17 protein-coding genes are annotated in these 24,068 nt (G+C 67.6%); 10 read left to right on the top strand and 7 right to left on the bottom strand.

The features are described 5' to 3' along the window. Positions 1–14: 14 nt before the first annotated feature. Positions 15–2,042, bottom strand: a complete 2,028-nt coding sequence (locus ACYX4S_RS11125; protein ID WP_476360214.1) for a putative bifunctional diguanylate cyclase/phosphodiesterase — start codon at positions 2,040–2,042, stop codon at positions 15–17. Between the two features lie 297 nt (positions 2,043–2,339). Next, positions 2,340–4,184: a dihydroxy-acid dehydratase gene (ilvD, locus tag ACYX4S_RS11120; protein ID WP_476360213.1), complete on the bottom strand. Its 1,845-nt coding sequence runs from the start codon at positions 4,182–4,184 to the stop codon at positions 2,340–2,342. Between the two features lie 212 nt (positions 4,185–4,396). Here ilvD and ACYX4S_RS11115 point away from each other — a divergent pair, with 212 nt between their 5' ends. Beyond that, complete coding sequence (locus ACYX4S_RS11115) at positions 4,397–5,524, top strand: COG3904 family protein (protein ID WP_476360212.1); 1,128 nt, start codon at positions 4,397–4,399, stop codon at positions 5,522–5,524. Positions 5,525–5,533: 9 nt separating this feature from the next. Here the strand turns inward: ACYX4S_RS11115 and ACYX4S_RS11110 are convergent, their stop codons facing one another. Beyond that, positions 5,534–5,998, bottom strand: coding sequence for an Lrp/AsnC family transcriptional regulator (locus ACYX4S_RS11110; protein ID WP_476360211.1), 465 nt, complete (start codon positions 5,996–5,998; stop codon positions 5,534–5,536). Between the two features lie 147 nt (positions 5,999–6,145). After that, positions 6,146–7,558: a helix-turn-helix domain-containing protein gene (locus ACYX4S_RS11105; protein ID WP_476360210.1), complete on the bottom strand. Its 1,413-nt coding sequence runs from the start codon at positions 7,556–7,558 to the stop codon at positions 6,146–6,148. Positions 7,559–8,127: 569 nt separating this feature from the next. Between ACYX4S_RS11105 and ACYX4S_RS11100 the strand changes: the two genes are divergently transcribed. From ACYX4S_RS11100 to scpA, 5 genes are all read left to right on the top strand, one after another. Beyond that, on the top strand, positions 8,128–8,688 hold the full coding sequence (locus tag ACYX4S_RS11100) for a biotin transporter BioY (RefSeq protein ID WP_293720978.1): 561 nt from the start codon (positions 8,128–8,130) through the stop codon (positions 8,686–8,688). A 133-nt stretch (positions 8,689–8,821) separates the two neighbouring features. Continuing rightward, positions 8,822–10,354 carry an acyl-CoA carboxylase subunit beta gene (locus ACYX4S_RS11095; RefSeq protein WP_293720979.1) on the top strand — a complete coding sequence of 511 codons (1,533 nt, stop codon included), beginning with the start codon at positions 8,822–8,824 and terminating at the stop codon, positions 10,352–10,354. Between the two features lie 97 nt (positions 10,355–10,451). Continuing rightward, positions 10,452–12,482: an acetyl-CoA carboxylase biotin carboxylase subunit gene (locus ACYX4S_RS11090; protein WP_476360209.1), complete on the top strand. Its 2,031-nt coding sequence runs from the start codon at positions 10,452–10,454 to the stop codon at positions 12,480–12,482. After that, positions 12,482–13,030, top strand: coding sequence for a hypothetical protein (locus ACYX4S_RS11085; RefSeq protein WP_476360208.1), 549 nt, complete (start codon positions 12,482–12,484; stop codon positions 13,028–13,030). The genes ACYX4S_RS11090 and ACYX4S_RS11085 overlap by 1 nt, the downstream gene beginning before the upstream one ends. Next, positions 13,023–15,167 carry a methylmalonyl-CoA mutase gene (scpA, locus tag ACYX4S_RS11080; RefSeq protein ID WP_476360207.1) on the top strand — a complete coding sequence of 715 codons (2,145 nt, stop codon included), beginning with the start codon at positions 13,023–13,025 and terminating at the stop codon, positions 15,165–15,167. The genes ACYX4S_RS11085 and scpA overlap by 8 nt, the downstream gene beginning before the upstream one ends. A gap of 368 nt (positions 15,168–15,535) precedes the next feature. On the opposite strand, the gene ACYX4S_RS11075 is transcribed toward scpA, so the two are convergent. From ACYX4S_RS11075 to ACYX4S_RS11065, 3 genes are all read right to left on the bottom strand, one after another. Continuing rightward, complete coding sequence (locus ACYX4S_RS11075; protein ID WP_422068421.1) at positions 15,536–16,126, bottom strand: hypothetical protein; 591 nt, start codon at positions 16,124–16,126, stop codon at positions 15,536–15,538. A gap of 37 nt (positions 16,127–16,163) precedes the next feature. Beyond that, the gene (locus ACYX4S_RS11070) at positions 16,164–17,153 is read right to left on the bottom strand and encodes a hypothetical protein (RefSeq protein WP_476360206.1); all 990 of its coding nucleotides are present in this window, start codon (positions 17,151–17,153) and stop codon (positions 16,164–16,166) included. A gap of 125 nt (positions 17,154–17,278) precedes the next feature. Then, positions 17,279–18,352, bottom strand: coding sequence for a LysR family transcriptional regulator (locus ACYX4S_RS11065; protein ID WP_476360205.1), 1,074 nt, complete (start codon positions 18,350–18,352; stop codon positions 17,279–17,281). Positions 18,353–18,497: 145 nt separating this feature from the next. On the opposite strand from ACYX4S_RS11065, the gene ACYX4S_RS11060 reads away from it, so the two are divergent. The 4 genes from ACYX4S_RS11060 to ACYX4S_RS11045 all read left to right on the top strand — a co-directional run bounded on the left by ACYX4S_RS11060 (position 18,498) and on the right by ACYX4S_RS11045 (position 24,037). Next, positions 18,498–18,956 (top strand): (2Fe-2S)-binding protein, encoded by a 459-nt coding sequence (locus ACYX4S_RS11060; RefSeq protein ID WP_293720987.1) that lies wholly within the window; start codon positions 18,498–18,500, stop codon positions 18,954–18,956. Between the two features lie 2 nt (positions 18,957–18,958). Beyond that, positions 18,959–21,187, top strand: coding sequence for a xanthine dehydrogenase family protein molybdopterin-binding subunit (locus tag ACYX4S_RS11055; RefSeq protein WP_476360204.1), 2,229 nt, complete (start codon positions 18,959–18,961; stop codon positions 21,185–21,187). Between the two features lie 568 nt (positions 21,188–21,755). Beyond that, complete coding sequence (locus tag ACYX4S_RS11050) at positions 21,756–22,925, top strand: iron-containing alcohol dehydrogenase (protein ID WP_476360203.1); 1,170 nt, start codon at positions 21,756–21,758, stop codon at positions 22,923–22,925. A gap of 125 nt (positions 22,926–23,050) precedes the next feature. Next, a complete protein-coding gene (locus ACYX4S_RS11045) occupies positions 23,051–24,037 on the top strand; it encodes a LysR substrate-binding domain-containing protein (protein WP_476360202.1) in 987 nt (328 codons plus the stop codon). The last annotated feature ends 31 nt before the right edge of the window (positions 24,038–24,068 follow it).

The following is a 24,068-nucleotide window of genomic DNA, read 5'->3' as shown; positions in this document are numbered from 1 at the left end:
GACGCGGCGGCCGGTCAGGAGGTTCGGGCGGACCCGGCCGTCGTGCGCTCCGGTCCCTCATGGGTGGCGAGATACTGCGGCACCTGATCCGCTGTCATCGGCCGGGCGAAGAAATACCCTTGTGCGAAGGCAACGCCGAGGCGTTGCAACTCGGCCAGTTCGCTGTGCGTTTCCACACCCTCGGCGATACAGTCGAGCTTGCGGTTGCGTGACAGGTGCACCAGTGAGCGAACGATGTCGAGGCTGGCGGGATTGGTGTCGATGCTGCTTACGAAGCTGCGGTCGATCTTCAGCTTGGTCAGCGGCAGGGCATGCAGGCGCGACAGGCTCGAATAGCCGGTGCCGAAGTCGTCGATCGCGACGCCGCAACCAAGGTCGCGCAGGAACTGCAGCGAGTTCTCCACCTGCGAGGCATCGAAGATGAACGCGGTTTCGGTGATCTCCAGGTCGAGCAGGCTGTTGTCGAAGGCCGAGCGCGTGATGAGCGCGGCGATCTTCAGGAGCGTGTCCGTGGACATCAGGTCGCGCGCGGAGAGGTTGAAGCTCAGCCGCATCCCTTTCGGCCATGTCTTGGCTTCCGACAGTGCCTTGCGGAGCAGTTCGCACGTGAGCCTGGAAATGATGCCCGTGCGCTCGGCGATGGGAATGAACTCGCCCGGCGACACGGTTCCCAGGTAGGGGCTTTGCCAGCGTGCCAGGGCCTCGAAGGCGACGGGCCGGTTGGTTCGGATATCGACGATCGGCTGGAAGGCGACGCTGAGCTCCTGGTCGAGATCCGCGCCGCGCAACGTCTGCTCGATGAGGGACTCGCGGTGGATCATCTCCTTGTGCGCGTCGGAGAAGACGGTCGCCGCCCCCCGGTTCAGCCTCTTCGACTGGTAGAGCGCGAAATCGGCCCGGTTCATGAGTTCGGTTGGCGAGGGGACGTCGGCTCCGTCGCGCGCAAATCCGATGGAACTGGACACCTGCACCCGGGCCGTCGGCAGTGCGACGGGCCGTGACAGGGCTTCGCACAGACCCTGTCCTCTGGTCGTGAGCGCTCGTCCGCCGATCTCCCCTGTTACAAGGATGGCGAACTCGTCGCCTCCGAGCCTCGCGGCGAAGGTGCCGTCGGTCAGGCAGGCCCGCCGCAGCCGTTCACCGATCTCGCGCAGGAGCTGGTCGCCCACCGAATGCCCGTAGGTGTCGTTGACGGGCTTGAAGCCGTCGAGGTCGATGATGCCGACGCTGAAGGTTTCCCCGTTGGCGCGTGCGGCCTTGAACATCTCCTCCAGCCGGGAGAAGAACGCGCGACGGTTCGGCAACTCGGTGAGGCTGTCGAGATTGGCGAGACGGAAGTTCTCCTCGCCCAGCGCGACCGCACGCGTCTGCGCTTCGACCATCTGGCGGAAGTGGTTGTAGTTGATCGTCACGATGATCAGCATGGCGATGGTGACGAGCACCACGTTCAGAGCGGAGGCAATGAACGTCGGTTCGCCCGTCGACATGAAAAACGTCACGAACAGCGTGTTGACGATCAGGGCGACGGTCAGCGCCGCCGCGCGCAGGTACATGAGGCAGAAGACGCAGCTCACCAGCGTGATGGCCATGAAGAAGCTGACGTGGGCCTTGGTGTAGGGCGTTCCATAGCCATAGAGGCTGAGTGCCCATCCCGAGTAGGCGAGGGACAGAACGACGGCAAAGCGCAGCGTGCGCTGGAGCGCCGCCCGCGCGGCCTCCGCGTCCGGTTCGATATGCCGCTTGCGCCACCAGAAGAAGATCCGCGCCGCGCAGATCGCGCTGAGCAGGAGGGCGACATGGACCGTCAGCCAGGCCGGTGCGTGGGGGGACAGCGTGAGCGCCAGTGCCCAGGCGTTCATCATCAGGATGACGTAGAGGAGCGGAACCTGCCGCGAGAAGGCCCGATACTGCGCCTTCAGCAGCTCCGGGTCGTCCGGCAGGGCGAACATCCGCCCCAATGGGGCGAAAAGCCCCCCGCGGTCGCCGCTGCTTTCAGCAGTGCCGGAGGTGGGGGAATTCGCCGGACCTGGATCCTGTTGCATGGTTTGATCGCGCGCGCTTGCGGTTGGCTGGGGACAGAGCCCGAAGTCCCAAGAGGACTTCTGTCATGCTCTTTCCGGTGGCTTTTGCGTCTGGCCACTGTTCACTCTACGCATGCTTCCCATTTCAACAGGTTAACACAAGAGTCCTTTGCGGATTGTACGTGATGTTGCCAGCTATACGCTGGGGTATCAGGTGCTTTGGTCTGCTGGTGTCCAGCGGGATGGAGAAGGCACGAAAAAGGGCGGCCCTGGGCCGCCCTCTTGCATGATCCGTCAGTGTGGTGACGTGCGTTCGCGTCAGTCGACGCGGCGCACCGCGCCTTCCGCGGCCGAGGTCGTCAGCAGCGCATAGGCCTTGAGCGCGGTCGAGATCTTGCGCGTACGCTTCTCGACCGGCTTCCAGGCAGCGTCGCCCTTCGCCTCCATCGCGGCCCGGCGGCGCGCCATTTCCTCGTCCGACACGGCGAGGTGGATGGTGCGGCCCGGGATGTCGATCTCCAGCCGGTCGCCTTCCTCGGCAAGGCCGATGGCGCCGCCTTCGGCGGCTTCCGGCGAGACGTGGCCGATGGACAGGCCCGAGGTGCCGCCGGAGAAGCGGCCGTCGGTGACCAGGGCGCACTGCTTGCCCAGCCCCTTCGACTTCAGGTAGCTGGTCGGATAGAGCATTTCCTGCATTCCGGGACCGCCGCGCGGGCCTTCGTAGCGGATCAGCACCACGTCGCCCGCCTCGATCTTGCCGGTCAGGATGCCGCTCACGGCGCTGTCCTGGCTTTCGAAGATCCGCACGCGGCCGGTGAACTTGAGGATGGACTCGTCCACGCCGGCCGTCTTCACGATGCAGCCGTCCCGGGCGATGTTGCCGTAGAGCACGGCGAGACCGCCGTCCTGGGAATAAGCGTGCGCCTTGTCGCGGATGACGCCCGTCTCGCGGTCGTCGTCGACGCTCGGATAACGGCAGTCCTGCGAGAAGGCCGTCTGGGTCGGAATGCCGCCGGGGCCGGCGCGATAGAAGTCGATCACGCTTTCGGCGCCCGTGCGCTTGATGTCCCAGCGCTCGAGGGCGTCGGAGAGGCTCGGCGAGTGGACCATCGGCAGCGAGGTGTCGAGCAGGCCGGCGCGGTCGAGCTCGCCCAGGATGCCCATGATGCCGCCGGCCCGGTGCACGTCTTCCATGTGCACGTGGGAGACGGACGGGGCGACCTTGCAGAGCACCGGAACCTTGCGCGACAGCTTGTCGATGTCGGCCATGGTGAAGTCGATCTCGCCCTCGCGCGCGGCGGCGAGCAGGTGCAGCACCGTGTTGGTCGACCCGCCCATGGCAATGTCGAGCGACATGGCGTTGTGGAAGGCGGTGCGGTTGGCGATCACGCGCGGCAGCACGTTCTCGTCGCCCTGCTCGTAGTGGCGGCGCGCCAGGTCCACGATCAGGTGGCCGGCCTCGACGAACAGCCGCTCGCGGTCGGCGTGGGTTGCAAGCGTGGAGCCGTTGCCCGGCAGCGACAGGCCCAGCGCCTCGGTCAGGCAGTTCATCGAGTTGGCGGTGAACATGCCCGAGCAGGAGCCGCAGGTCGGACAGGCGGAGCGCTCGATGGCGTTGACGTCCTCGTCGGACATCCTGTCGTCGGCGGCGGCGACCATGGCGTCGACCAGGTCCAGCGCGCGCTCGGTGCCGTCGGCGAGCTTCACCTTGCCGGCTTCCATGGGGCCGCCGGAGACGAAGACCACGGGGATGTTGAGCCGCATGGCGGCCATCAGCATGCCCGGTGTGATCTTGTCGCAGTTTGAGATGCAGACCATGGCGTCGGCGCAATGGGCGTTGACCATGTATTCCACGCTGTCGGCGATGATCTCGCGCGAGGGCAGCGAGTAGAGCATGCCGTCGTGGCCCATGGCGATGCCGTCATCGACCGCGATCGTGTTGAACTCCTTGGCGACGCCGCCGGCCTTCTCGACCTCGCGCGCGACAAGCTGGCCGAGATCCTTGAGGTGGACGTGACCGGGAACGAACTGGGTGAAGGAGTTCACGATGGCGATGATCGGCTTGCCGAAGTCGCCATCCTTCATGCCGGTGGCGCGCCAGAGGCCGCGCGCGCCCGCCATGTTGCGTCCGTGAGTGCTGGTTCTCGACCTGTAAGTCGGCATTCTCGCCTCGGTAGGTTCGTATGACAATATTTCCGCAACACGGGGTACGAAATCACCGCGTGGGACGCAAGGAAATTACGTTTTGGGGCGATTTCGCCCCGGATCAAGGCCCTCCGCACGTCTGCGCGCGGGGACGGTTCGATGAGCATTGCGGTGGTGTCGTTCCTCGGCTTTGATGCGGTCCGGGCATCTGGGCCCGGGGGGTGAAGATCATGACAAGGGGTGTTTGTGGCGGCGGACTGCGCCGTCTTGGTGCGGTGCTGGTGGCGATCGTCGCCGGCCTGGTCTGCGCGGGGACGGCCGTTCCGGCCCGGGCGCTGGACATTCGCGACGACATGGCCTTCGAGGCGGTATGCCAGGGCAACTCGGCGGCCAGTTGCTACGTGCTCGCGGTTGGCAAGATAACCGCCGACACCCCGCGTGCCTTCCGCGCCTTTCTCGAGCGCGAGCAGCCCGAGGGCAACAGAGTGCTTCTTTACAGCGGCGGCGGCAATCTGCGCGCCGGCCTCGATCTGGGATCCATCATCCGCCAGAAGAAGTATGAGACCGCTATCGGCCGCTGGCAGCCGGACGGGACCTTCGGAGAGGTGATCAACGACGCGTACTGCATGAGCGCCTGCGCCTACACGTTCCTTGGCGGCACGGTGCGCCGGATCGAGAACGGCAACCGGCTTGGCTTCCATCGCTTCTTCGTGCCGAACCGCGAAGCCTGGGAGCGTGCCGGGCTCACCCAGGACGACGCGCTCGCGCAGGGGCAGACGGAATCGAGCCTGATCGTCGCCTATCTGGTCTACATGAACATAGACCCGCGCATCTTCGTGCTCGGCGTCACGGCGGGGCGGAACGACATGTATGTGCCCGACCGGGCGACGCTGGAGGAGTTCGACCTCGTCTCGCCGGACGGTTTCGCCCCCTTCTATCTGGAGCCCTACAAGGACGGGATCGTTGCCGCCTCGAAGCGTATCGGTCCGACGCGGCTCTATGACGAGATCACACAGGTCACAGCCTATTGCCGCAGGAACGAGCCGCATCTGCTGGTATCCTCCGGCATTGGCCTGCCCGATGAGCTGCCCGATCCGGGCGATCTGCTCGTCAGTGACGGCAAGGGCGGGGTGCAGCGGATCCGGGTGCCGCGTGAGCGCATGAGGGTTCGTTCGGGCAAGTCGGTGGAATTTCGCCTCGACCGGGAGACGGGCGCGCGCGTCGCGGCGGCCCGCGCGTTCGGGGTCAGCGTCTTCCTGGGACAGGCGGCGGGCGGAGAATTGCGCGGCACCGTGCCCCTGATCGAGGGCGACCGCAGGATGCTGGAGGCCGCGTTCCGCTTCTGCATCGATCGGTAGGCGGAAGGCTTACGCGGGATCCTGCGGTGTGTTCGGCCTGCGGTCGAATTTCGAGGCGAGCACGATGGAGCTTTGCGAGCGGCGCACGCCCGGCACGGCGGCGATCTCGTCCAGCGCCTCGTCGAGATCCTCGAGCCTCGGCGCCTCGACCACGAGGAATACGTCGAACTCGCCCGAGATCGTCAGACAGGTGCGGATCTCGGGAAACGCCTCGAGCCGCTTGAGCGTGTCGCGGATCCTCTGCTGTTCGATGGCGAGCATCACAAGCGCCCGCACGGCCTCGCCCGGAAGTCCGCGTGCCAGCACGGCCGTGTAGCCGGAGATCACCCGCTCCCGTTCCAGCCGGGCAATGCGCTCGTGCACGGTGGAGCGGGCGAGGCCGAGCCTGCGGGCGATTTCCGCCGTCGGCATGCGCGCGTTCATCTGCAGCAGCGCGATGAGCTGTCGGTCGAGCGCGTCACGGGCAAGCGTCATGGGCTGGTCCTTTCGGGCGGTTCTTCACCGCAGGACCCGGCGATCTGACGGGTCGACCGACTTCTCGCCGAAAATCCGGACGAAGTGAAGGGGGCCCGGACCTCCGCGAGCTGTACGAGCCGATTTGCCTGACGATGCTTCGCCGTCTCACCGGATCTCGTAGGGCACCAGCCGGCGGTGGTCGCTGTCGATGGAGATCGCCCGGTTGAGCGGTGGCACCGAGCGCTGGGCGCAGGTAAGGCGCTCGCAGATGCGGCAGGAGATCCCGATGGGGTCGAAGGCCGCGTCGCGGGCAAGGTCCAGCCCGTCGCAATAGACGATGTCGCGTGCGTGCGAGATCTCGGTGCCGAGCGCGATGGCGTAGTGCAGCACCGGGCCGCCATAGCCGCCCGACTTCTTCACCACATGGGCGGCAAGCGAAATGTAGCGCGAGCCGTCCGGGGTTTCGGCAAGCTGGCGGATGATCGTCCCGTGACTTTCGAAGGCGCGGTGCACGTTCCACAGCGGGCAGGCGGCGCCGAAGCGTGCGAACTGCAGCTTGGTGGCGGAGTGGCGCTTGGTGATGTTGCCGGCCCTGTCCACCCGCGCGAAAAAGAAGGGGATGCCCTTGAGGCGCGGGCGCTGCAGCGTCGACAGCCGGTGCGCTACCTGCTCCAGGCTGGTGCCGAAGCGGTCGGCGATGAGGTCGAGGTCGTGGCGCGTTTCCTGCGCCGTGCGCAGGAAGGCGCGATAGGGCAGCACCAGCGCCCCGGCAAAGGCATTGGCAAGCCCGATGCGGGCCACATGCGCGGCGTCCTCGTTCTGGAAGCGTGCGCGCGCCAGCACGTCATCCATGATCCCGCCCGCCTCCAGAAGGGCGATCTGGTGGGCGAGCTGGAATACGATGGTCGATTCGGGCAGTGCCTCGTTGAGCGAGAGCTGCTTCGCCGCCGCGTCGTAGCGGCGGATCTCGCTGGCGTCGGGCGCGAGCCGGTGGCGCGTCACGGAGATGCCGTGGCGTGCGTCCAGGTGCTCCACCAGATCGCGGGCGAAGACGCGCCCCGTCGTCGAGAGCCGCGCGTTCAGCTCCTCCGCCGCCACGTCCAGGTCGTGGATGTAGTTGTTCTCGAAATGGAAGAAGTCCCGCACTTCCTCGTATGGCGTCGGGCGCGTGAGGGCCTCGTCGCGGGCGAGGCGATCGTCGAGCATGGCGAGCTGCTCGCTCATCTGCCGATAGGCATGATGCAGCCGCACCATGGCGTGGGAGAAGTCGGGCGCGCTCTGACTGACGGTCTTGAAGTCCTGCAGGCCCGGACGGTGTCCGGCGAAGACCGGATCGGCGAAAACCTCGCTGAGGGCCGCGACGAGGCGGTCGTCGTCATCGACCGAGATCTGCGCCAGGTCCAGGCCGAACTGTTCCGACAGGCCGAGCAGAACCGGCGCGGAAACCGGCCGCTGGTTGTTCTCGAGCTGGTTCACATAGCTGGTCGAAAGCCCCAGCCGTTCGGCGAAATCGCGCTGGGTCAGCTTCGCATCGCCGCGAAGGGCGCGGATCTGGCGACCGATGAAGAGCTTTTTCACACTGACGGTCCGTTTCGGCTCGGGTTTGCAAATTTGCAAATGCAAGTTTGCAAACAGATTAAGTTTGCTTTGCGGCTTTTTCAACACTCCCGCCGCGTTCGCAAAGGGTGTAGCGACAGGGGAACGGACGCGGGACGGCCCCCTTGGGGGACAACAGATGCCTGCGCCGTGAATTTGCGGCGGGCCTGGGTCCGTCCGTCTGTTCGCCGGGTCTGGGGAGGCTTGGTGTTGTCAGGAGCCGTGCGCACTGCCCTCGTGGCCGTGCGCGGATCGGGGAAGGCCCGCTTGAGGAGGCGGGCAGCGCGCCGTGGCCAGGGGGAGGGCCTGCGGCCAGCGCGCCCTGACGTTCGGCTCCGACGGGAGGGGAGGCCGTCCGACGGAGCCTCGCAATGCTCCGCGGACGGCCCTTTCCGGCGCCCTGACAGATGTTCTTGAATGCGATGCCGGCATCCCGGACGTGGGGACGGGCGGGCGTTTGCATGGCAAACGCGTGAATTGAGTGTCGCCAGATCGCGCCGCGAAATGGTAATCAGGCGCTTGGACGTGACTTAACAGGAGATATGGTCCCCATGCAGAATATCGTGACCTCGTGGACGGCCGAGCGGCCGCTGGCGCGCACGCTGCTCGTCGCCTTCGCCGGTTCGCTGCTTCTCACCGTGTCCGCAAAGGTCAGCGTGCCGTTCTATCCGGTGCCGATGACGATGCAGACGCTGGCCGTTCTGGTTCTGGGCTTCACGCTCGGCCCGCGCCTCGGCGCCGCCGCCGTGGCTCTCTATCTGGCGCAGGGCGCCGCCGGCCTGCCGGTCTTCACCGGCACCCCGGAGAAGGGCATCGGCCTTGCCTACATGGCTGGCCCGACGGGCGGCTTCCTGATGGGCTTCGTGGCTTCGGCCTGGCTTGCCGGCTGGTTCGCCATGAAGGGCTGGACGAAGTCGGTCGTTCCGGCGGTCGCCGCCTCGGTTCTGGCCCAGGCCGTGGTCTTCGTGCCCGGCCTGATCTGGCTCGGCTTCTTCCTCGGCTCCTTCGACAAGGCGCTGACCTTCGGCCTCTATCCCTTCATCGTCGGCGGGCTGTTCAAGTCCGCGCTCGCGGCCGCCATCGCGCTCGGCCTGTCGCGCGTTCGCGCCTGACGATCACGGACCGCGGCGCCGGCGACCCGACGGTCTCCGGTGCCGCTTGCGACCTGAAACGACCCTGTCCGGCGGCCTGTCGCCGCCGGGCTCCGGCCGCGCGCGCTGCCGGTGAAACCGGGAGGAACACACCATGCAGGAAATCCTGGCCGAACTCGAGAAGCGCCGCGAAGCCGCGCGCCTTGCCGGCGGCACCCGCCGCATCGAGGCCCAGCACGCCAAGGGCAAGCTGACCGCGCGCGAGCGCATCGAGATCTTCCTCGACGAGGGCTCGTTCGAGGAATACGACATGTTCGTCACCCACCGCTGCGTGGATTTCGGCATGCAGGACACGACCATGCCCGGCGACGGCGTCGTCACCGGCTGGGGCACGGTCAACGGCCGCATGGTCTATGTCTTTTCCCAGGATTTCACCGTCTTCGGCGGTTCGCTCTCCGAGACACATGCCCAGAAGATCTGCAAGATCATGGACATGGCCGTGAAGAACGGCGCCCCGGTCATCGGTCTGAACGACAGTGGTGGTGCCCGCATCCAGGAGGGCGTCGCCTCGCTCGGCGGCTATGCCGACGTCTTCCAGCGCAACATCATGGCCTCCGGTGTCGTGCCGCAGATTTCCATGATCATGGGCCCCTGCGCGGGCGGCGCGGTCTATTCGCCCGCGATCACCGACTTCATCTTCATGGTCCGCGACACGTCCTACATGTTCGTGACCGGCCCGGACGTGGTGAAGACCGTGACCAACGAGGTCGTCACGGCGGAGGAGCTTGGCGGTGCCAAGACCCACACCACCAAGTCCTCGGTCGCGGACCTCGCCTTCGACAACGACGTCGAGGCGCTGGTGGCGCTGCGCCGCTTCATCGATTTCCTGCCGTCGAGCAACCGCGAGAAGCCGCCGGTGCGTCCGTTCCACGACGATCCGGCGCGCATCGACCATTCGCTCGACACGCTGATTCCCGACAATCCGAACAAGCCCTACGACATGAAGGAGCTGATCGTGAAGGTCGCCGACGAGGGCGACTTCTTCGAGCTCCAGGACGGCTATGCCGGCAACATCGTCATCGGCTTCATCCGCATCGAGGGTCAGACGGTGGGCGTGGTCGCCAACCAGCCGATGGTGCTGGCCGGCGTTCTGGACATCAATTCCTCGCGCAAGGCGGCGCGGTTCGTGCGCTTCTGCGACTGTTTCAACATCCCGATCCTGACCTTCGTCGACGTCCCGGGCTTCCTTCCCGGCACGACGCAGGAATACGGCGGCGTCATCAAGCACGGCGCCAAGCTGCTCTTCGCCTATGGCGAGGCGACGGTGCCCAAGGTGACCGTGATCACGCGCAAGGCCTATGGCGGCGCCTATGACGTCATGGCCTCCAAGCACATTCGCGGCGACATCAACTACGCCTGGCCGTCGGCGGAGATCGCGGTGATGGGCGCCAAGGGCGCGACCGAGATCCTCTACCGCTCCGAGCTTGGCGATCCGGAGAAGATCGCCGCGCGCACGAAGGAATACGAGGACCGTTTCGCCAATCCCTTCGTCGCGGCCGAGAAGGGCTTCATCGACGACGTCATCCGCCCGCATTCGACCCGGCGGCGCGTGGCGCGGGCCTTCGCGACCCTGCGCAACAAGCAGCTTTCTAACCCCTGGAAGAAGCACGACAACATCCCGCTCTAGGGGGAGGTCGCGCGCCGCGCGGAGCGGCTTTCAGGGGCTGCGTTTTTGCCGCAAGCCGATTGAACAAGAAGACGTCTTGAGGGACCGGAACGAGCCTATGATCAAGAAAATCCTCATTGCCAATCGCGGCGAGATCGCCTGCCGGGTCATCAAGACGGCGAAGAAGATGGGCATCGCCACCGTGGCGGTCTATTCCGACGCCGACCGGGACGCGCTTCACGTCAAGATGGCGGACGAGGCGATCCATATCGGCCCGCCGCCGGCAAACCAGTCCTACATCGTGATCGACAAGATCATGGAGGCGATCCGCGCGTCCGGCGCCGATGCGGTGCATCCGGGCTACGGCTTCCTGTCCGAGCGTGCCGAGTTCGCCGAGGCGCTGGAGAAGGCCGGTGTCGCCTTCATCGGTCCGCCGCCGAAGGCCATCGAGGCCATGGGCGACAAGATCACCTCCAAGAAGCTCGCGGCCGAGGCCGGCGTTTCCACCGTGCCGGGCTACATGGGCCTGATCGCCGATGGCGACGAGGCGGTGAAGATCTCCGGCGAGATCGGCTATCCGGTGATGATCAAGGCGTCCGCTGGTGGTGGCGGCAAGGGCATGCGCATCGCCTGGAACGAGGGGGAGGTGCGCGAGGGCTTCCAGTCGTCGAAGAACGAGGCGGCGAACTCCTTCGGCGACGACCGCATCTTCATCGAGAAGTTCGTCACCCAGCCGCGCCACATCGAAATCCAGGTCCTGGCCGACGCGCACGGCAACGCCATCTACCTCGGCGAGCGCGAGTGTTCCATCCAGCGCCGCAACCAGAAGGTCATCGAGGAGGCGCCGTCGCCCTTCCTCGACGAGGCGACCCGCAAGGCCATGGGCGAGCAGGCCGTGGCGCTGGCGAAGGCGGTGGGCTACACCTCCGCCGGCACGGTCGAGTTCATCGTCGACGGGGAGCGCAATTTCTACTTCCTGGAGATGAACACCCGCCTGCAGGTGGAACATCCCGTCACCGAACTGGTCACCGGCGTCGATCTGGTGGAACAGATGATCCGCGTCGCCGCCGGCGAGAAGCTGAGCCTGGCCCAGTCCGACGTGAAGCTCACCGGCTGGGCGATGGAAAGCCGCCTCTACGCGGAGGATCCCTACCGCAATTTCCTGCCCTCCATCGGCCGGCTGACGCGCTACCGTCCGCCGCAGGAGGGGCGCAGCGACGACGGCACCATCGTGCGCAACGACACGGGCGTGTTCGAGGGCGGCGAGATCTCGATGTTCTACGACCCGATGATCGCCAAGCTCTGCACCTGGGCGCCCGACCGCATCACCGCCGTCGAGGCCATGGGCGAGGCGCTGGACCGGTTCGAGGTCGAGGGCATCGGCCACAACCTGCCGTTCCTCTCCGCCGTGATGCGTCACGATCGGTTCCGCTCGGGCAACATCACCACCGCCTTCATCGCCGAGGAATATCCCGACGGTTTCGCCGGCGTGACGCTTCCCGCCGCCGAGCTCGAGGAGCTTGTCGCCCTGGCGGCCGCGCTCACCCATGTGAGTGAGGCCCGCGCCACGCGGATTTCGGGCGCCATGGACAATCACCGCCGGGTGATCGATGCCGCCTGGACGATCCTTGACGGACGCGAGGAGTATCCCGTTGCCGTCACCGCGAAAGGCGAGGGGGCCTATCTGGTCGCCCCGCGCGAGGCCGACGGTGGCAATGCGCTCTCGCGGGAGATCGCGGTGCGCCTCAACGGCTGGACGCCGGGCGACCGGCTGGTGGAGGCGGAGATCGACGGCACCGTGCGCGCGGTGAAGGTCGACCAGACGCTCAAGGGCTTCCGTCTGCGCCGGGGCGGGGGAGACCTGTCCCTTGCCTGCCTGACACCGCGCCAGGCCGAAGCCTTCCGCCTGATGCCGGAAAAGGTCGCCGCCGACACCTCGAAGATGCTGCTCTGCCCGATGCCGGGTCTTGTCGTGTCCATCGCCGTGGAGGAGGGGCAGACGGTCGAGGCGGGCCAGACGCTCGCCACCGTCGAGGCGATGAAGATGGAGAACGTGCTCAAGGCTGAGCGCAAGGGTGTGGTCAAGGCCATCGTCGCCAAGCCCGGCGACAGTCTCGCCGTCGACGAGATGATCATGGAATTCGAATAGTGCCTGGATGGGCGCGCCGGGAACTGGCGATTCTGGCGTGCCTCGCGGCGGGACTGGCCGCCGTCGTTCTGGTGCTGTTCCTGAACACGCTTGCAGCCTTCGAGCCGGCCTTGCGCCACAATTGGCTCTTGGGCCAGGCGGCGAACCTGGTGGTTGGCATCCCGGTTCTGCGTCGCCCGCCCTTCGCGGGCCTGCTGTGGACCGGTGCCGTCGCGGCGGCTTGGGGGGCTGCGGCCTATGCGGGCGCCATGTGGTGGCTGTTCGGGCGAGTGGACCTGCGGCGCATCATGCTGCTCTATGCGCTTGGCATGGTGGGCGTTGCGGTGCTTGGCTTCATGGTGCTGGAGGGACGTCTCGAGCGGGCGGACTTCTGGCTCGCGGGTCTCGGCCTCTATCTCGCCGCCGGCGTGGTCGTGGTGCGCGACTGGCCGGCGCGATCCGGGAGCCTCGACGGCATGACATGGCGCAATGACGGACCGGCCCGCCGGGGCAAGGGTGTGATGGCGGGACCCGATGCGGGCACGCGAAAGGGAGACCGAGATGACTGAGAAGACCGTTCGCGACTGGATGGACCTGGCCACGAAGGAGCTCAAGGGCCGCGACCCGGAGACCCTCGTCTGGAACACGCCGGAGGGCATCCCGGTCAAGCCGCTCTACACGGCGGAGGATCTCGACGGCATCGACCATCTCGGCACGCTGCCGGGCTTCGCGCCCTTCCTGCGCGGCCCGCGCGCGACCATGTACGCCGGTCGTCCCTGGACGATCCGCCAGTACGCGGGCTTTTCCACGGCGGAAGAGTCCAACGCCTTCTACCGCAAGGCGCTCGCCGCCGGCCAGCAGGGCGTCTCGGTCGCCTTCGATCTCGCCACCCATCGCGGCTATGACAGCGACCACCCCCGCGTCGAGGGCGACGTGGGCAAGGCGGGTGTCGCCATCGACAGCGTCGAGGACATGAAGATCCTCTTCGACGGCATCCCGCTTCAGGACATTTCCGTCTCCATGACCATGAACGGCGCGGTGATCCCCGTTCTGGCGAGCTTCATCGTCGCCGGCGAGGAGCAGGGTGTGCCACGGGCGCAGCTTTCGGGGACCATCCAGAACGACATTCTCAAGGAGTTCATGGTCCGCAACACCTACATCTACCCGCCCGAGCCCTCGATGCGGATCATCGCCGACATCATCGAGTACACGGCGCAGGAGATGCCGCGCTTCAACTCCATCTCGATCTCCGGCTACCACATGCAGGAGGCCGGTGCGACGCTGGTGCAGGAGCTTGCCTTCACGCTGGCCGATGGGCGCGAGTACGTTCGCGCCGCGCTGAAGAAGGGCCTCGACGTTGACGCCTTCGCCGGGCGCCTGTCGTTCTTCTTCTGCATCGGCATGAACTTCTTCATGGAGGCGGCCAAGCTGCGCGCCGCGCGCTTGCTGTGGGCGCGGATCATGGAGGAGTTCGAGCCCAAGAAGCCGGGCTCCAGCATGTTGCGCACCCATTGCCAGACATCGGGCGTGTCGCTGGCCGAGCAGGACCCCTACAACAACGTCGTGCGCACGGCCTTCGAGGCCATGTCGGCCGCCCTTGGCGGCACCCAGTCGCTGCACACCAACTCCTTCGACGAGGCGATCGCCCTGCCGACCGAGTTCTCCGCCCGCATCGCGCGCAACACCCAGCTCATCCTCCAGCACGAGACCGGCGTCACCAAGGTCGTCGATCCACTGGCCGGCTCCTACTACGTCGAGAGCCTGACCGACGAACTCGTCACCCGTGCGTGGGAGATCATCGAGCGCATCGAGGCGGAAGGCGGCATGACCGCCGCCGTCGACAAGGGGCTGCCCAAGCGCATGATCGAGGAGGCGGCGACGCGCCGCCAGGCCGCCATCGACAAGGGTGACGAGGTCATCGTCGGCGTCAATAAGTACCGGCTCGAGGACGAGGACGACCTGGACATCCTCCAGATCGACAATTCGGCCGTGCGCGAAAGCCAGATCCGCCGGCTGGAGAGGATCCGCGCCACCCGCGATCCGGAGCAGCTCGAGACGGCGCTTGCCGCCCTTCGCAAGGCGGCGGAAACGGGCGAGGGCAACATTCTCGGCTGCGCGGTCGAGGCGGCGCGGGCACGTGCCACCGTCGGCGAGATTTCCGATTGCCTGCGCGACGTATACGGCGACCATGCCGCGACGCCGAAGGTCGTGCGCAACATCTTCTCCGGCGAATACAAGGACGAGCCGGAATACCAGACGCTGGTCTCGCGCCTGTCGGACCTGGCCGCGACGCTCGGCGAGAAGCCGCGCATCATGGTGGCCAAGCTCGGTCAGGACGGGCATGACCGGGGGGCCAAGGTCATCGCCTCCGCCTTCGGCGACGTCGGCTTCGAGGTGCTTGCCGGTCCGCTGTTCCAGACGCCCGATGAGGCGGCGGATTCCGCCGTCGAGGCCAAGGTGCACGTGGTCGGCGTGTCCTCGCTCGCCGCGGGTCACATGACGCTGCTGCCGCAGCTCATCAAGGCGCTGGAGGAGCGTGGCGCAGGCAATGTGATCGTGGTCTGTGGCGGTGTCATTCCGCGCCAGGACTACCAGGCGCTCAAGGATGCGGGCGTTTCGGCGATCTTTGGCCCCGGCTCCAACGTGCTCGATGCCGCGCGGACGGTGCTCGACCTCATCGCCGGACGCCGCCGCAACGTCGCCTGAGGCAGCGCGGACCTCCGCCTTCTTTTTGCAATCCCTGCGCCCGGCGGGAGGATGCCCCCTCTCTCGCCGTCACCCCGGGCAAGGGCCGTAGGCCCGCGACCCGGGGCCCATTGGCAACCTCGGTGGGAGCGGAAAGGTCCGGGCGGACGCGGTTGGGGGCAGCGTCCCACCATCCGGTGTCACATGCGGAAACGTGGATTGGGCCCCGGATCTTCGCTTCGCGACGTCCGGGGTGACGCCTGTGGGGAGGTGGGACACGGGAGGATGCCTCCTCTCCACCGTCACCCCGGGCAAGGGCGACACGCCCACGACCCCGGGGGCCATTGGCACCCCCAGTCGTGGCGGCAAAGGCCCGGGCGGGATGTGCCTCAGTAGATGCGGACGCGGGCGGTGATCGGATCGCCGCGATAGCGCACCGTTCCCAGAAACTCGCCCGTCTCGCTCAACGCCAGCGTGCCGACCAGATTGGAAACGCTGACAAGAAGCGTGTCGCCCTTCAGCGTCATGGCGGAGCCTTCCGAGCAACTGTCCGAACTGTTGAAGGACAGGCAGCCTTTCACCGGATCGCGATAGCGGACGGTGTTGCTGACGACATTGCCCTCATTGCCGACATACCGCTTTGCGTTCTTGCCGAGGTTCTCGCCCGACAGTTCGATGTCGACGCGCGGCAGGGCCATCAGCGCGTCGAAGGCGATCTGCTGGCGCAGGATCGGGTCGCGCGCGTTCTCCATGCCGGCGCGGATCGCATAGGCGCGCATCACCGGCTGGTCGGAGCAGGCCAGCTCCTGATAGGCGAACAGGCGGTCGATCGGATCCGCATCCTGCTCAGCGAGCTTGTCGCGGAACTCCTTCAACTCGGTGGCCGACAGGGCCTTGTAGGTCTCGCAGGCAAGCACCGGCGTGGCGGCGAAAAGGACCAGACCGGCAAGCCCGGCGAGCAGCGATTTCACGAACGACATTCAATCCCCCAGCATTCGATGATCGTCGATGGCCGTTTCAGTCTCCGGCGTTGGTCGGAAACTCCCGCACCAGAAGGGAGCGGGCGCCATATTGAACCTGTTGTTCGAAGGAAGCGGTACAGCCTGGAAAGACCTCGGCGGGCCTGCCTGCCTGCACCCGCTTCTCCCACTGGCGGAAGCCCGTCCGGTGCTCGAAGCTCCGGTCCGTGTTCACCAGCAGGACGCCGAGCGATGAAAGCTCGGCGGTGAAACTCGTGTGGCCACAAAGCCGGAAGGTCGTGCCGGGGAGAACCGAAAAGCTGCGCGCTGCAGCAGCACCCGGCGCGCCGCGTGACGCCGGATCGGGCGTCGCGGCTTGAGGCGGCGCCCTCCGTGGCGGCTCGGATTCTGAAGGCGGCGCGTCCTTGCCCATAAGGTCGAGGCGGGGCGGGACGAGTGCCACCTGGACGGGCTCGGCCTTCTCGGGCGTCTTTGCGCGCTCTTCCGGCTCCTGTCGCGGCTCTTTCGGGTCCGGTGCGGCCGCCGGGGCGAGGGGAGCGGGACGGGGCTCCGGCTCGGCGCGTTTCGTGATCTCGGGCAGCGTTACCGGTGGCGGTGGTGTCGCCGGCGGGGTTGCCGGGCGCTGCGGGGCGGTCGCGAGCGTACCGGCGTCCTTCTGCTTGCGGGTGAGTTCCTCGAGGATGCGGGCCGTCTTCTCGCTCACCTCGACGAGCTTTTCGGTGCGCGCGCGCTCTTCCGCCAGACGCCGCGCCTCGGCGGCCCGGCGTTCGGCTTCGATCTCGCGCTGCTTCTCGAGGTTTTCCTGGAGCTGCCGTTCCGCGCGCTCGGCCTTCACGTCGCTGTAATAGGAGGAAATGAACACGCCGATCGGCTCCGAGATCAGCGCGCCGCCGGCGATCGTCAGAGCGGAAAGGCCGACCGTCCGCAGCCGGGTCATGCCCGGACGGGACTTCGGCGCGGGTGCGGGCTCGCCCGCGTTCCCCTGTCCGGCGTCCCGGGCCTGTTCCTGTTCGTCCTGCTGCGTCATCGCGCCCGAAATCCTGCCGGTGTCACGCCGCCGGACGGTGCGTCGCGACGTCTGGCAAAAGTGCCCCAGTCGGCGCGTCTCGACAACCTTGTGGCGCAAAAAACTGTGCGATCCCGGACAATTGCCTATTCCGCCGGGACGCGATCGCCCGTCCGGGTCTCATCTTCCTCCGAGGCGACCGGGCCGGGCGTCGAGGCGGTGTCGTTCGGGTGTGCTTGCGCCTGCGCGAAACAGGCAAAGCCGCGCTCGCTGCCGCGTGGCCGGCACATGTCGTGAAGCGGGTCGTTGCCGAGCGCCGTCACCCGTTCCGCGACGGCGGCGATGGTCTCGCGCAGGAAGCGGTGGGCCGGGTCCTCGTCGTCGCGTCCGTGCCAGATCAGCGACACGGTGAACTCGGGCATGTCCACGGGCGGTTCGAAGATCTCCAGGTCCAGAAGCTCCGCCTTGGAAAGCGCGATGCGGGCCGGCAGGCAGGCCACCAGATCCACCTTGGCAACCATGTATGGCGCGAAGACGAACTGCGGCACCGTGAGCAGAACCCGGCGCTGGAGGCCACGCGCGGCAAGCGCCCGGTCGATCGTGCCGCCGGTTCCGTTGCGCGGCGCGACGAGAACGTGCTCCGCCGCGCAGAATGCCTCCAGCGAGGGGCCGTCCGGGCCGAAGCGCCCGCGCCGGGCCACCCCCACCAGCCGGTCCGTGTAGAGCGGCTGCGAGCGGTGCCGGGTCTCGAGTTCGCTCGCCACGCCGACCGCAAGGTCGATCTCGCCGTCGTCGAGCATGGCCAGCATCCCCGTCGGGCGGCTGGACAGCACATGCATGTCGAGCTTGGGCGCCTCCATGCGCAACTGCTCGACGAGGTCCACAAGCAGCACGGCCATGGAATTGTCGGTCATCGCCAGACGCAGCACCCGGTCGATGTCGAGCGGCGAGAACGGCAGGGCCGGGGCCAGCGCCTGCTCGATGCGCCGCAGCGCGTCGCCCACCAGCGGCGCCAGCGATTGTGCCCGTGCCGTCGGCTCCATGCCGCGCCCGGAGCGCACGAACAACTCGTCGTCGAAAAGCGCGCGCAGCCGCGACAGCGCATTCGACATGGACGGCTGGGTCAGGCCCACCCGCCGCGCGGCGCGCGTCACGTTCCGCTCGCCCATCAGGGCGTCGAAGGCGACAAGAAGATTGAGGTCGACGGAAGAGATATTCATCGGGTCAATGATCCAAGATACCCAAAATCAATTGGACGTGCGCGTCAACCTGCACCACCTAAGCTCCTGTTGCAATCGCCGGGCGCGCGAAACCGCGCGACGGAGCGGACCGCCGCCGCGCGACCGGCCGGCCAGGAGGGACATCATGGTCAATCTCACAATCAACGGCGAGGATCGCTCGCTCGACGTCGATCCCGAAACGCCGCTTCTGTGGGTTCTCAGGGACGAACTCCAGATGACGGGCACCAAGTACGGCTGCGGCATCGCCGCCTGCGGCGCCTGCACCGTGCACATGGACGGCTTCCCCATCCGCTCCTGCCAGACGCTGGTGGGCGATGTGGAAGGCATGTCGATCACCACCATCGAGGGCGTTTCCGGCAAGGCCGCGAAGGCTGTTCAGGCGGCCTGGCAGGCGCTCGACGTGCCCCAGTGCGGCTATTGCCAGTCGGGACAGATCCTCGCCGCGACATCGCTTCTCGCGGAAACCCCGAAGCCCAGTGACGAGGACATCGACGCCGCCATGAGCGGAAATGTCTGTCGCTGTGCCACCTATCCCCGCATTCGCGCCGCCATTCACCAGGCGGCCGAGATGATGGAGGGCTGAGCATGTTCAAGATCATGGAAAGTGCCGCCAGAGCCGCGCCGCGCCCCTCGCGCCGTGCCTTCCTCGGCATGTCGGCCGCCGCTGCCGGCGGTCTCGTCATCGGGTTGCGCGTCGCGCCCGGAACCGCGCTGGCCCAGGGGGCGGATGCCGCCACCGGCGGCGAGGTGTTCAACCCCTTCGTGAGGATCTCGCCCGACGGGCTGGTCACGGTGCTCAACAAGCACCTCGACATGGGACAGGGCAACGCGACCGGCCTTGCCACGCTTGTCGCGGAGGAACTCGACGCGCGCCACGACCAGATGCGTGCCGAGTTCGCGCCCGCCGATGCGGACAAGTACAAGAACCTTGCCTTCGGCATGCAGGGCACGGGCGGCTCCACCGCGATTGCCAACTCCTTCCAGCAGTACCGGGAGGCGGGCGCCACGGCCCGCGCGATGCTCGTTGCCGCGGCGGCGAAGGAGTGGGGCGTCCCGGCCTCCGAGATCGAGGTGAAGGAGGGCTCGCTGTCTCATTCCTCGGGCAAGTCCGCCGGGTTCGGCGAACTGGCCGAGAAGGCGGCGGCCCTGCCGGTGCCCGGGACGGTGACCCTCAAGTCGCCGGACCAGTGGGTCTACATCGGAAAATCCTTCCCGCGCCTCGATGTGCCCAACAAGACGGTGGGCGCGCCGCGCACCTATGCGATGGACGTCCAGCGCGAGAACATGCTGGTCGCCGTCCTGGAGCGCCCGCACCGCTTCGGCGGCAAGGTGAAGTCCTTCGACGCGGGCGCGGCGAAGGCGGTCAAGGGCGTCGTCGACGTGATCGAGGTGCCGGGCCATGGCGTCGCGGTCCTGGCCACGTCCACATGGCCCGCGATCAAGGCGCGCGGCCTGCTGGAGATCGAGTGGGACGACGCGGAGGCGGAGACGCGGTCGACCGATGCGCTCTTTGAGGAGTTCCGCTCGCTCGCGGAAACCGCGGGCCCGGTGTTCCGCAACGACGGCGACGCCCGGGCGGCCCTCGAGGCGGCGGACGAGGTGGTCGAGACGACCTTCGAGTTCCCCTATCTCGCTCACGCGATGATGGAGCCGATGACGCTGACCATCCACATGCAGGGTGACAAGGCGGAGCTCTGGTTCGCCTCGCAGTTCCAGACGGTCGACCAGCAGACTGCGGCGGGCATCCTGGGCCTGAAACCCGAGGCGGTTGCGATCCACACGCTTTATGGCGGTGGATCCTTCGGCCGGCGGGCCACCGCCGATGCGCGCTACATCCAGGAGATCGCCTCCATCGCCAAGGTCTGGGGCAAGTCCCAGCCGATCAAGCTGGTCTACACCCGCGAGGACGACACGCGCGGCGGCTACTACCGCCCGATGGGCGTTCACAAGGTGCGGGCCGCCGTGGACGCGGACGGCAACATTTCCGCCTGGCATCACCGCATCGTCCAGCAGTCGCTGATGGCGGGGACGTTCTTCGAGCAGTTCATGGTCAAGGACGGCATCGACGCCACCTCGATCGAGGGCGTCGAGGACTTCTCCTACCGCGCGGCGAACTTCACCGGCGAGCTGCATTCCCCGAAGGTGGGGGTTCCCGTCCTGTGGTGGCGCTCGGTCGGCCACACCCAGACCGCCTATGTGGTGGAAGGCGTCATGGAGCGTCTGGCCGGTGCGGCCGGTGTCGATCCCGTCGAGTTCCGCCGCCGGCATCTCACCGGTGCAACCGGTAGCGAGGAGCATGACGCGGACAACGCGCGCAAGCTTGCGGTGCTGGAGAAGGTCGCCGCCATGGCGGACTGGTCCGGGCCGAAGGCGGGCGACCGCTTCCGGGGCGTTGCCGTTCACAAGTCGTTCGGCAGCTACGTGGCGGAGATCGCCGAGGTCAGCCGCCGCGAGGACGGCACCTTCAAGGTCGAGAAGGTCTGGTGCGCCGCCGATTGCGGCGTCGCGGTCAATCCCGACAACGTGAAGGCGCAGATGGAAGGCGGCATCGGCTATGGCCTCGCCGCGATCCTGTTCAGCGAGATCACGCTCACCGACGGACGCGTGGACCAGGAGAACTTCGACACCTATCAGCCGATGCGCATGGAACATGCGCCGCTGGTCGAGGTCGAGGTGATCGCCTCCGCGGCCGCGCCGACCGGCGCCGGCGAGCCCGGCACGCCGCCGGTCGGCCCTGCGGTCGCCAACGCGATCCTGGCCGCCACCGGCGAACTGCCGAGCGTCCTGCCGCTCGCCAAGGCCGGCATGGTCTGAGTCGACCCGCATCCCCGACACGGAAAAGGGCGCCCTCGCGGCGCCCTTTTTGCGTTCGGACTGATGGAGGAGGAAGATTGCACTGCCTCGGCGTGTCATGCCGCCGGTCGCGGCCCCTCCCGGACGTCACCCCGGGCAAGGGCCGAAGGCCCGCGACCCGGGGCCCATTGGCGACCTCGGCCGGGGCGGAAGGCGCGGCAACGGCGGTGCTTCAATGCTCCGTCCTCGTGCGAGGACACGTGGATTGGGCCCCGGATCTCCGCTTCGCTGCGTCCGGTGTGACGGTGGAGAAAGATCGCATCACCTCGGCGTGCCATCCCGCCGGTCCCACCCCTCTCGGACGTCACCCCGGGCACGGGCCGAAGGCCCGCGACCCGGGGCCCATTGGCAACCCCGGCCGGGGCGGCAAGGCTCCGGCGTGCGCGGTGCCTTGCCTCTCGCGGGAGGGGACGAGACGGAACGCCCGCCCAGGAAAACGCATCGGCCGATCGCGTTTTTGCATTTCCCTCCCGCGTCGGCGTGACCGACCCTTCGGACCGGGCCTTTCGCGGCCCGCGAGGGGGAAGGCATGGCGAATTTCACGCTTTCGAGGGTCCCGCGCATCGTTAGCGGCGAGGGGGCCTCGGGGCAACTCGGAGACCTCGTCGGCGATCTTGCCGGAGATGTGGCCGGAGATGTGGCCGGAGACGGGGCCTGCGTCCTGCTTGTCGCCGACGCGGGGCTCTCGGCACTCGGGATCACGGCGCGTGTCGCCGGCAACATGAAGGACGCCGGCCACCGCGTCGTCACCTACGACCGGATCATGAGCGACCCGCGCGAGGAGCGGGTGGAGGAGGCCATCGCGCTTGCCCGTGACCGCGACGCGGGCGTGGTCGTCGCGCTCGGCGGCGGCTCGGCGCTCGATGCGGGAAAGCTCGTGGCGGCCGCCCTTGGCGCGCCGGGCAGGCTGTGCGGCTATCGCCTTGCCGCGAAGCCCCTGCCGCGCGTCCGCCCGCCGCTTGTCTGCGTGCCGACCACGGCCGGAACGGGATCGGAGACGACCGCCGTGTCCGTCGTCTCCGATGCGCTCGGTGTCAAATACTGGTACTGGGCCGACAGCCTGAAGCCGGATGTCGCGCTGCTCGATCCGCTGCTGACGACCGGGCTGCCGGCCCCGCTCACCGCCGCCTGCGGCATGGATGCCATCGTGCACGCCATGGAGGCGGCGACCGCCCGGGCCGGGTTTGCGGAAAACAGCGAGCTCTGTCACGGCGCGATCCGCCTTGCCGTGGGCAATCTGGAGCGTGCCGTCGCCGAGCCCGAGGACCTTGCCGCGCGCGGCGCCATGCTACTGGCGGCAGCCCGGGCCGGCATGGGCATCGACAACGCGGGAACCGGCATCGCGCACATGATCGCCCATGCGCTCGCGAGCCTCATGCCGATCCATCACGGGCGCGCCGTGGCGCTCGGCATGGCCGCATCGCTTTCCTGGTCGATGGAGGGACAGGAAGACGCCTACGCGGGCGTCGCGAATGCCTTCGGCTGCGCCCACTACGGCGAGCTTCCCATGGCCTTTTGCGGGCTGGTGCGACGGCTCGGCATTTCGCTGCATCTTCCCGCCGACACCAACCGCCTGTCGCCCGAACGCCTGGCGGCACAGATGGCGCGGCCCGAGAACACGCCCATGCGCAACGCGAGCCTGCGGGAGGTCGGTGACGCGGATCTGTTGCTGCTGGCGGAACGCGTCGTGGCCGGATGAGCCGGCGGACGGAGGGGCCGGGCGGCGATTTCCCGTTCCGCCGCAAGGAGTGCTTTCCAGATCGCGAAAGCACGCGTAGCCTTGCAGGCATCGACTGCCCCGATCCACCCGTCCTCCGACGCCCGATGACGCCAACCGCGATGCCGCAGCCCGACCAGATCGACCGCCGCCGCCTGCCGCTCAACTCGCTGCGCGCCTTCGAGGCCGCAGCGCGCCAGATGAGCTTCACCCGCGCGGCCGAGGGGCTTGGCGTCACCCAGTCCGCGATCAGCCGTCATGTGCTCAATCTGGAGGAGGTCGTCGGCGCCCAGCTTTTCGAGCGGCGCGGCTCGGCGCTGGCCCTGACCAAGGCGGGCGCCGACCTTCTGGCGGCGGTGACACCCGGCTTCGACCGGCTCCAGGGCGGTCTCAACGCGATCTGCGGTCTCGACAGGGGCGGCACGCTGCGTCTCGCCCTGCCGCCGTCCTTCGCGGTGCGGATCGCGGCTCCCATCCTGGAGGCCTGCCGCTCGGGGACCGGGCTCGCCATCGAGATCGATACGCCATACGAGCTGGAGAGCCTCGACCACTCGGTTCACGACGCGGCGGTGGTCTTCTCGCGCCCGCGCGTCACCGACCAGGTGATGGACCTCCTGTGGATGGAGGAACTGACCGTTCTCTGCCGGCCGGATCTGGCTGCCCGCGTCGCCTTGGAAGGGCTGGAGCGGCTGCTTGCCGAGGCCGGCATCCTGCACATTCGCAACGAGGGCGGCCGGCACACCGCATGGAGCGAGTTTCTTCGCGCCACGGGGCTTTCGCTGCCGTTGCCGCAGGGGCTTGTCTTCGATACCGCGCACATGGCGCTCGATTTCGCCGCCCGCGAGGGAGGGCTCGTGGTGGCCGACCGCAGGCTTGCCGCCCGCGACATCGCGGAAGGGCGGCTCGCCGCGCCGATGCCGCGGAGCGCGCCGTCGGGGTTCGGTTATTTCATGCTGTTCCGGCCGGATGACCTGCAGCGCGAGGCGGTGCAGCTTTTCCGCAGCCGGCTGGCACGCGAATTCGCGCCCGTCGGGACCACTGGCCAGGGCACGGCCGAAAGCGGTTGGGACGAGCGCCACGAAGGGGTTGCCTGAGGGGGACCCCGAAAAAGGGGGTGCCTGAGGG

The organism is Stappia sp. ABD4_338, from assembly GCF_056312175.1.
The sequence above is the reverse complement of the archived record's forward strand: the minus strand, read 5'-3'. Positions and strand labels throughout refer to the sequence as shown.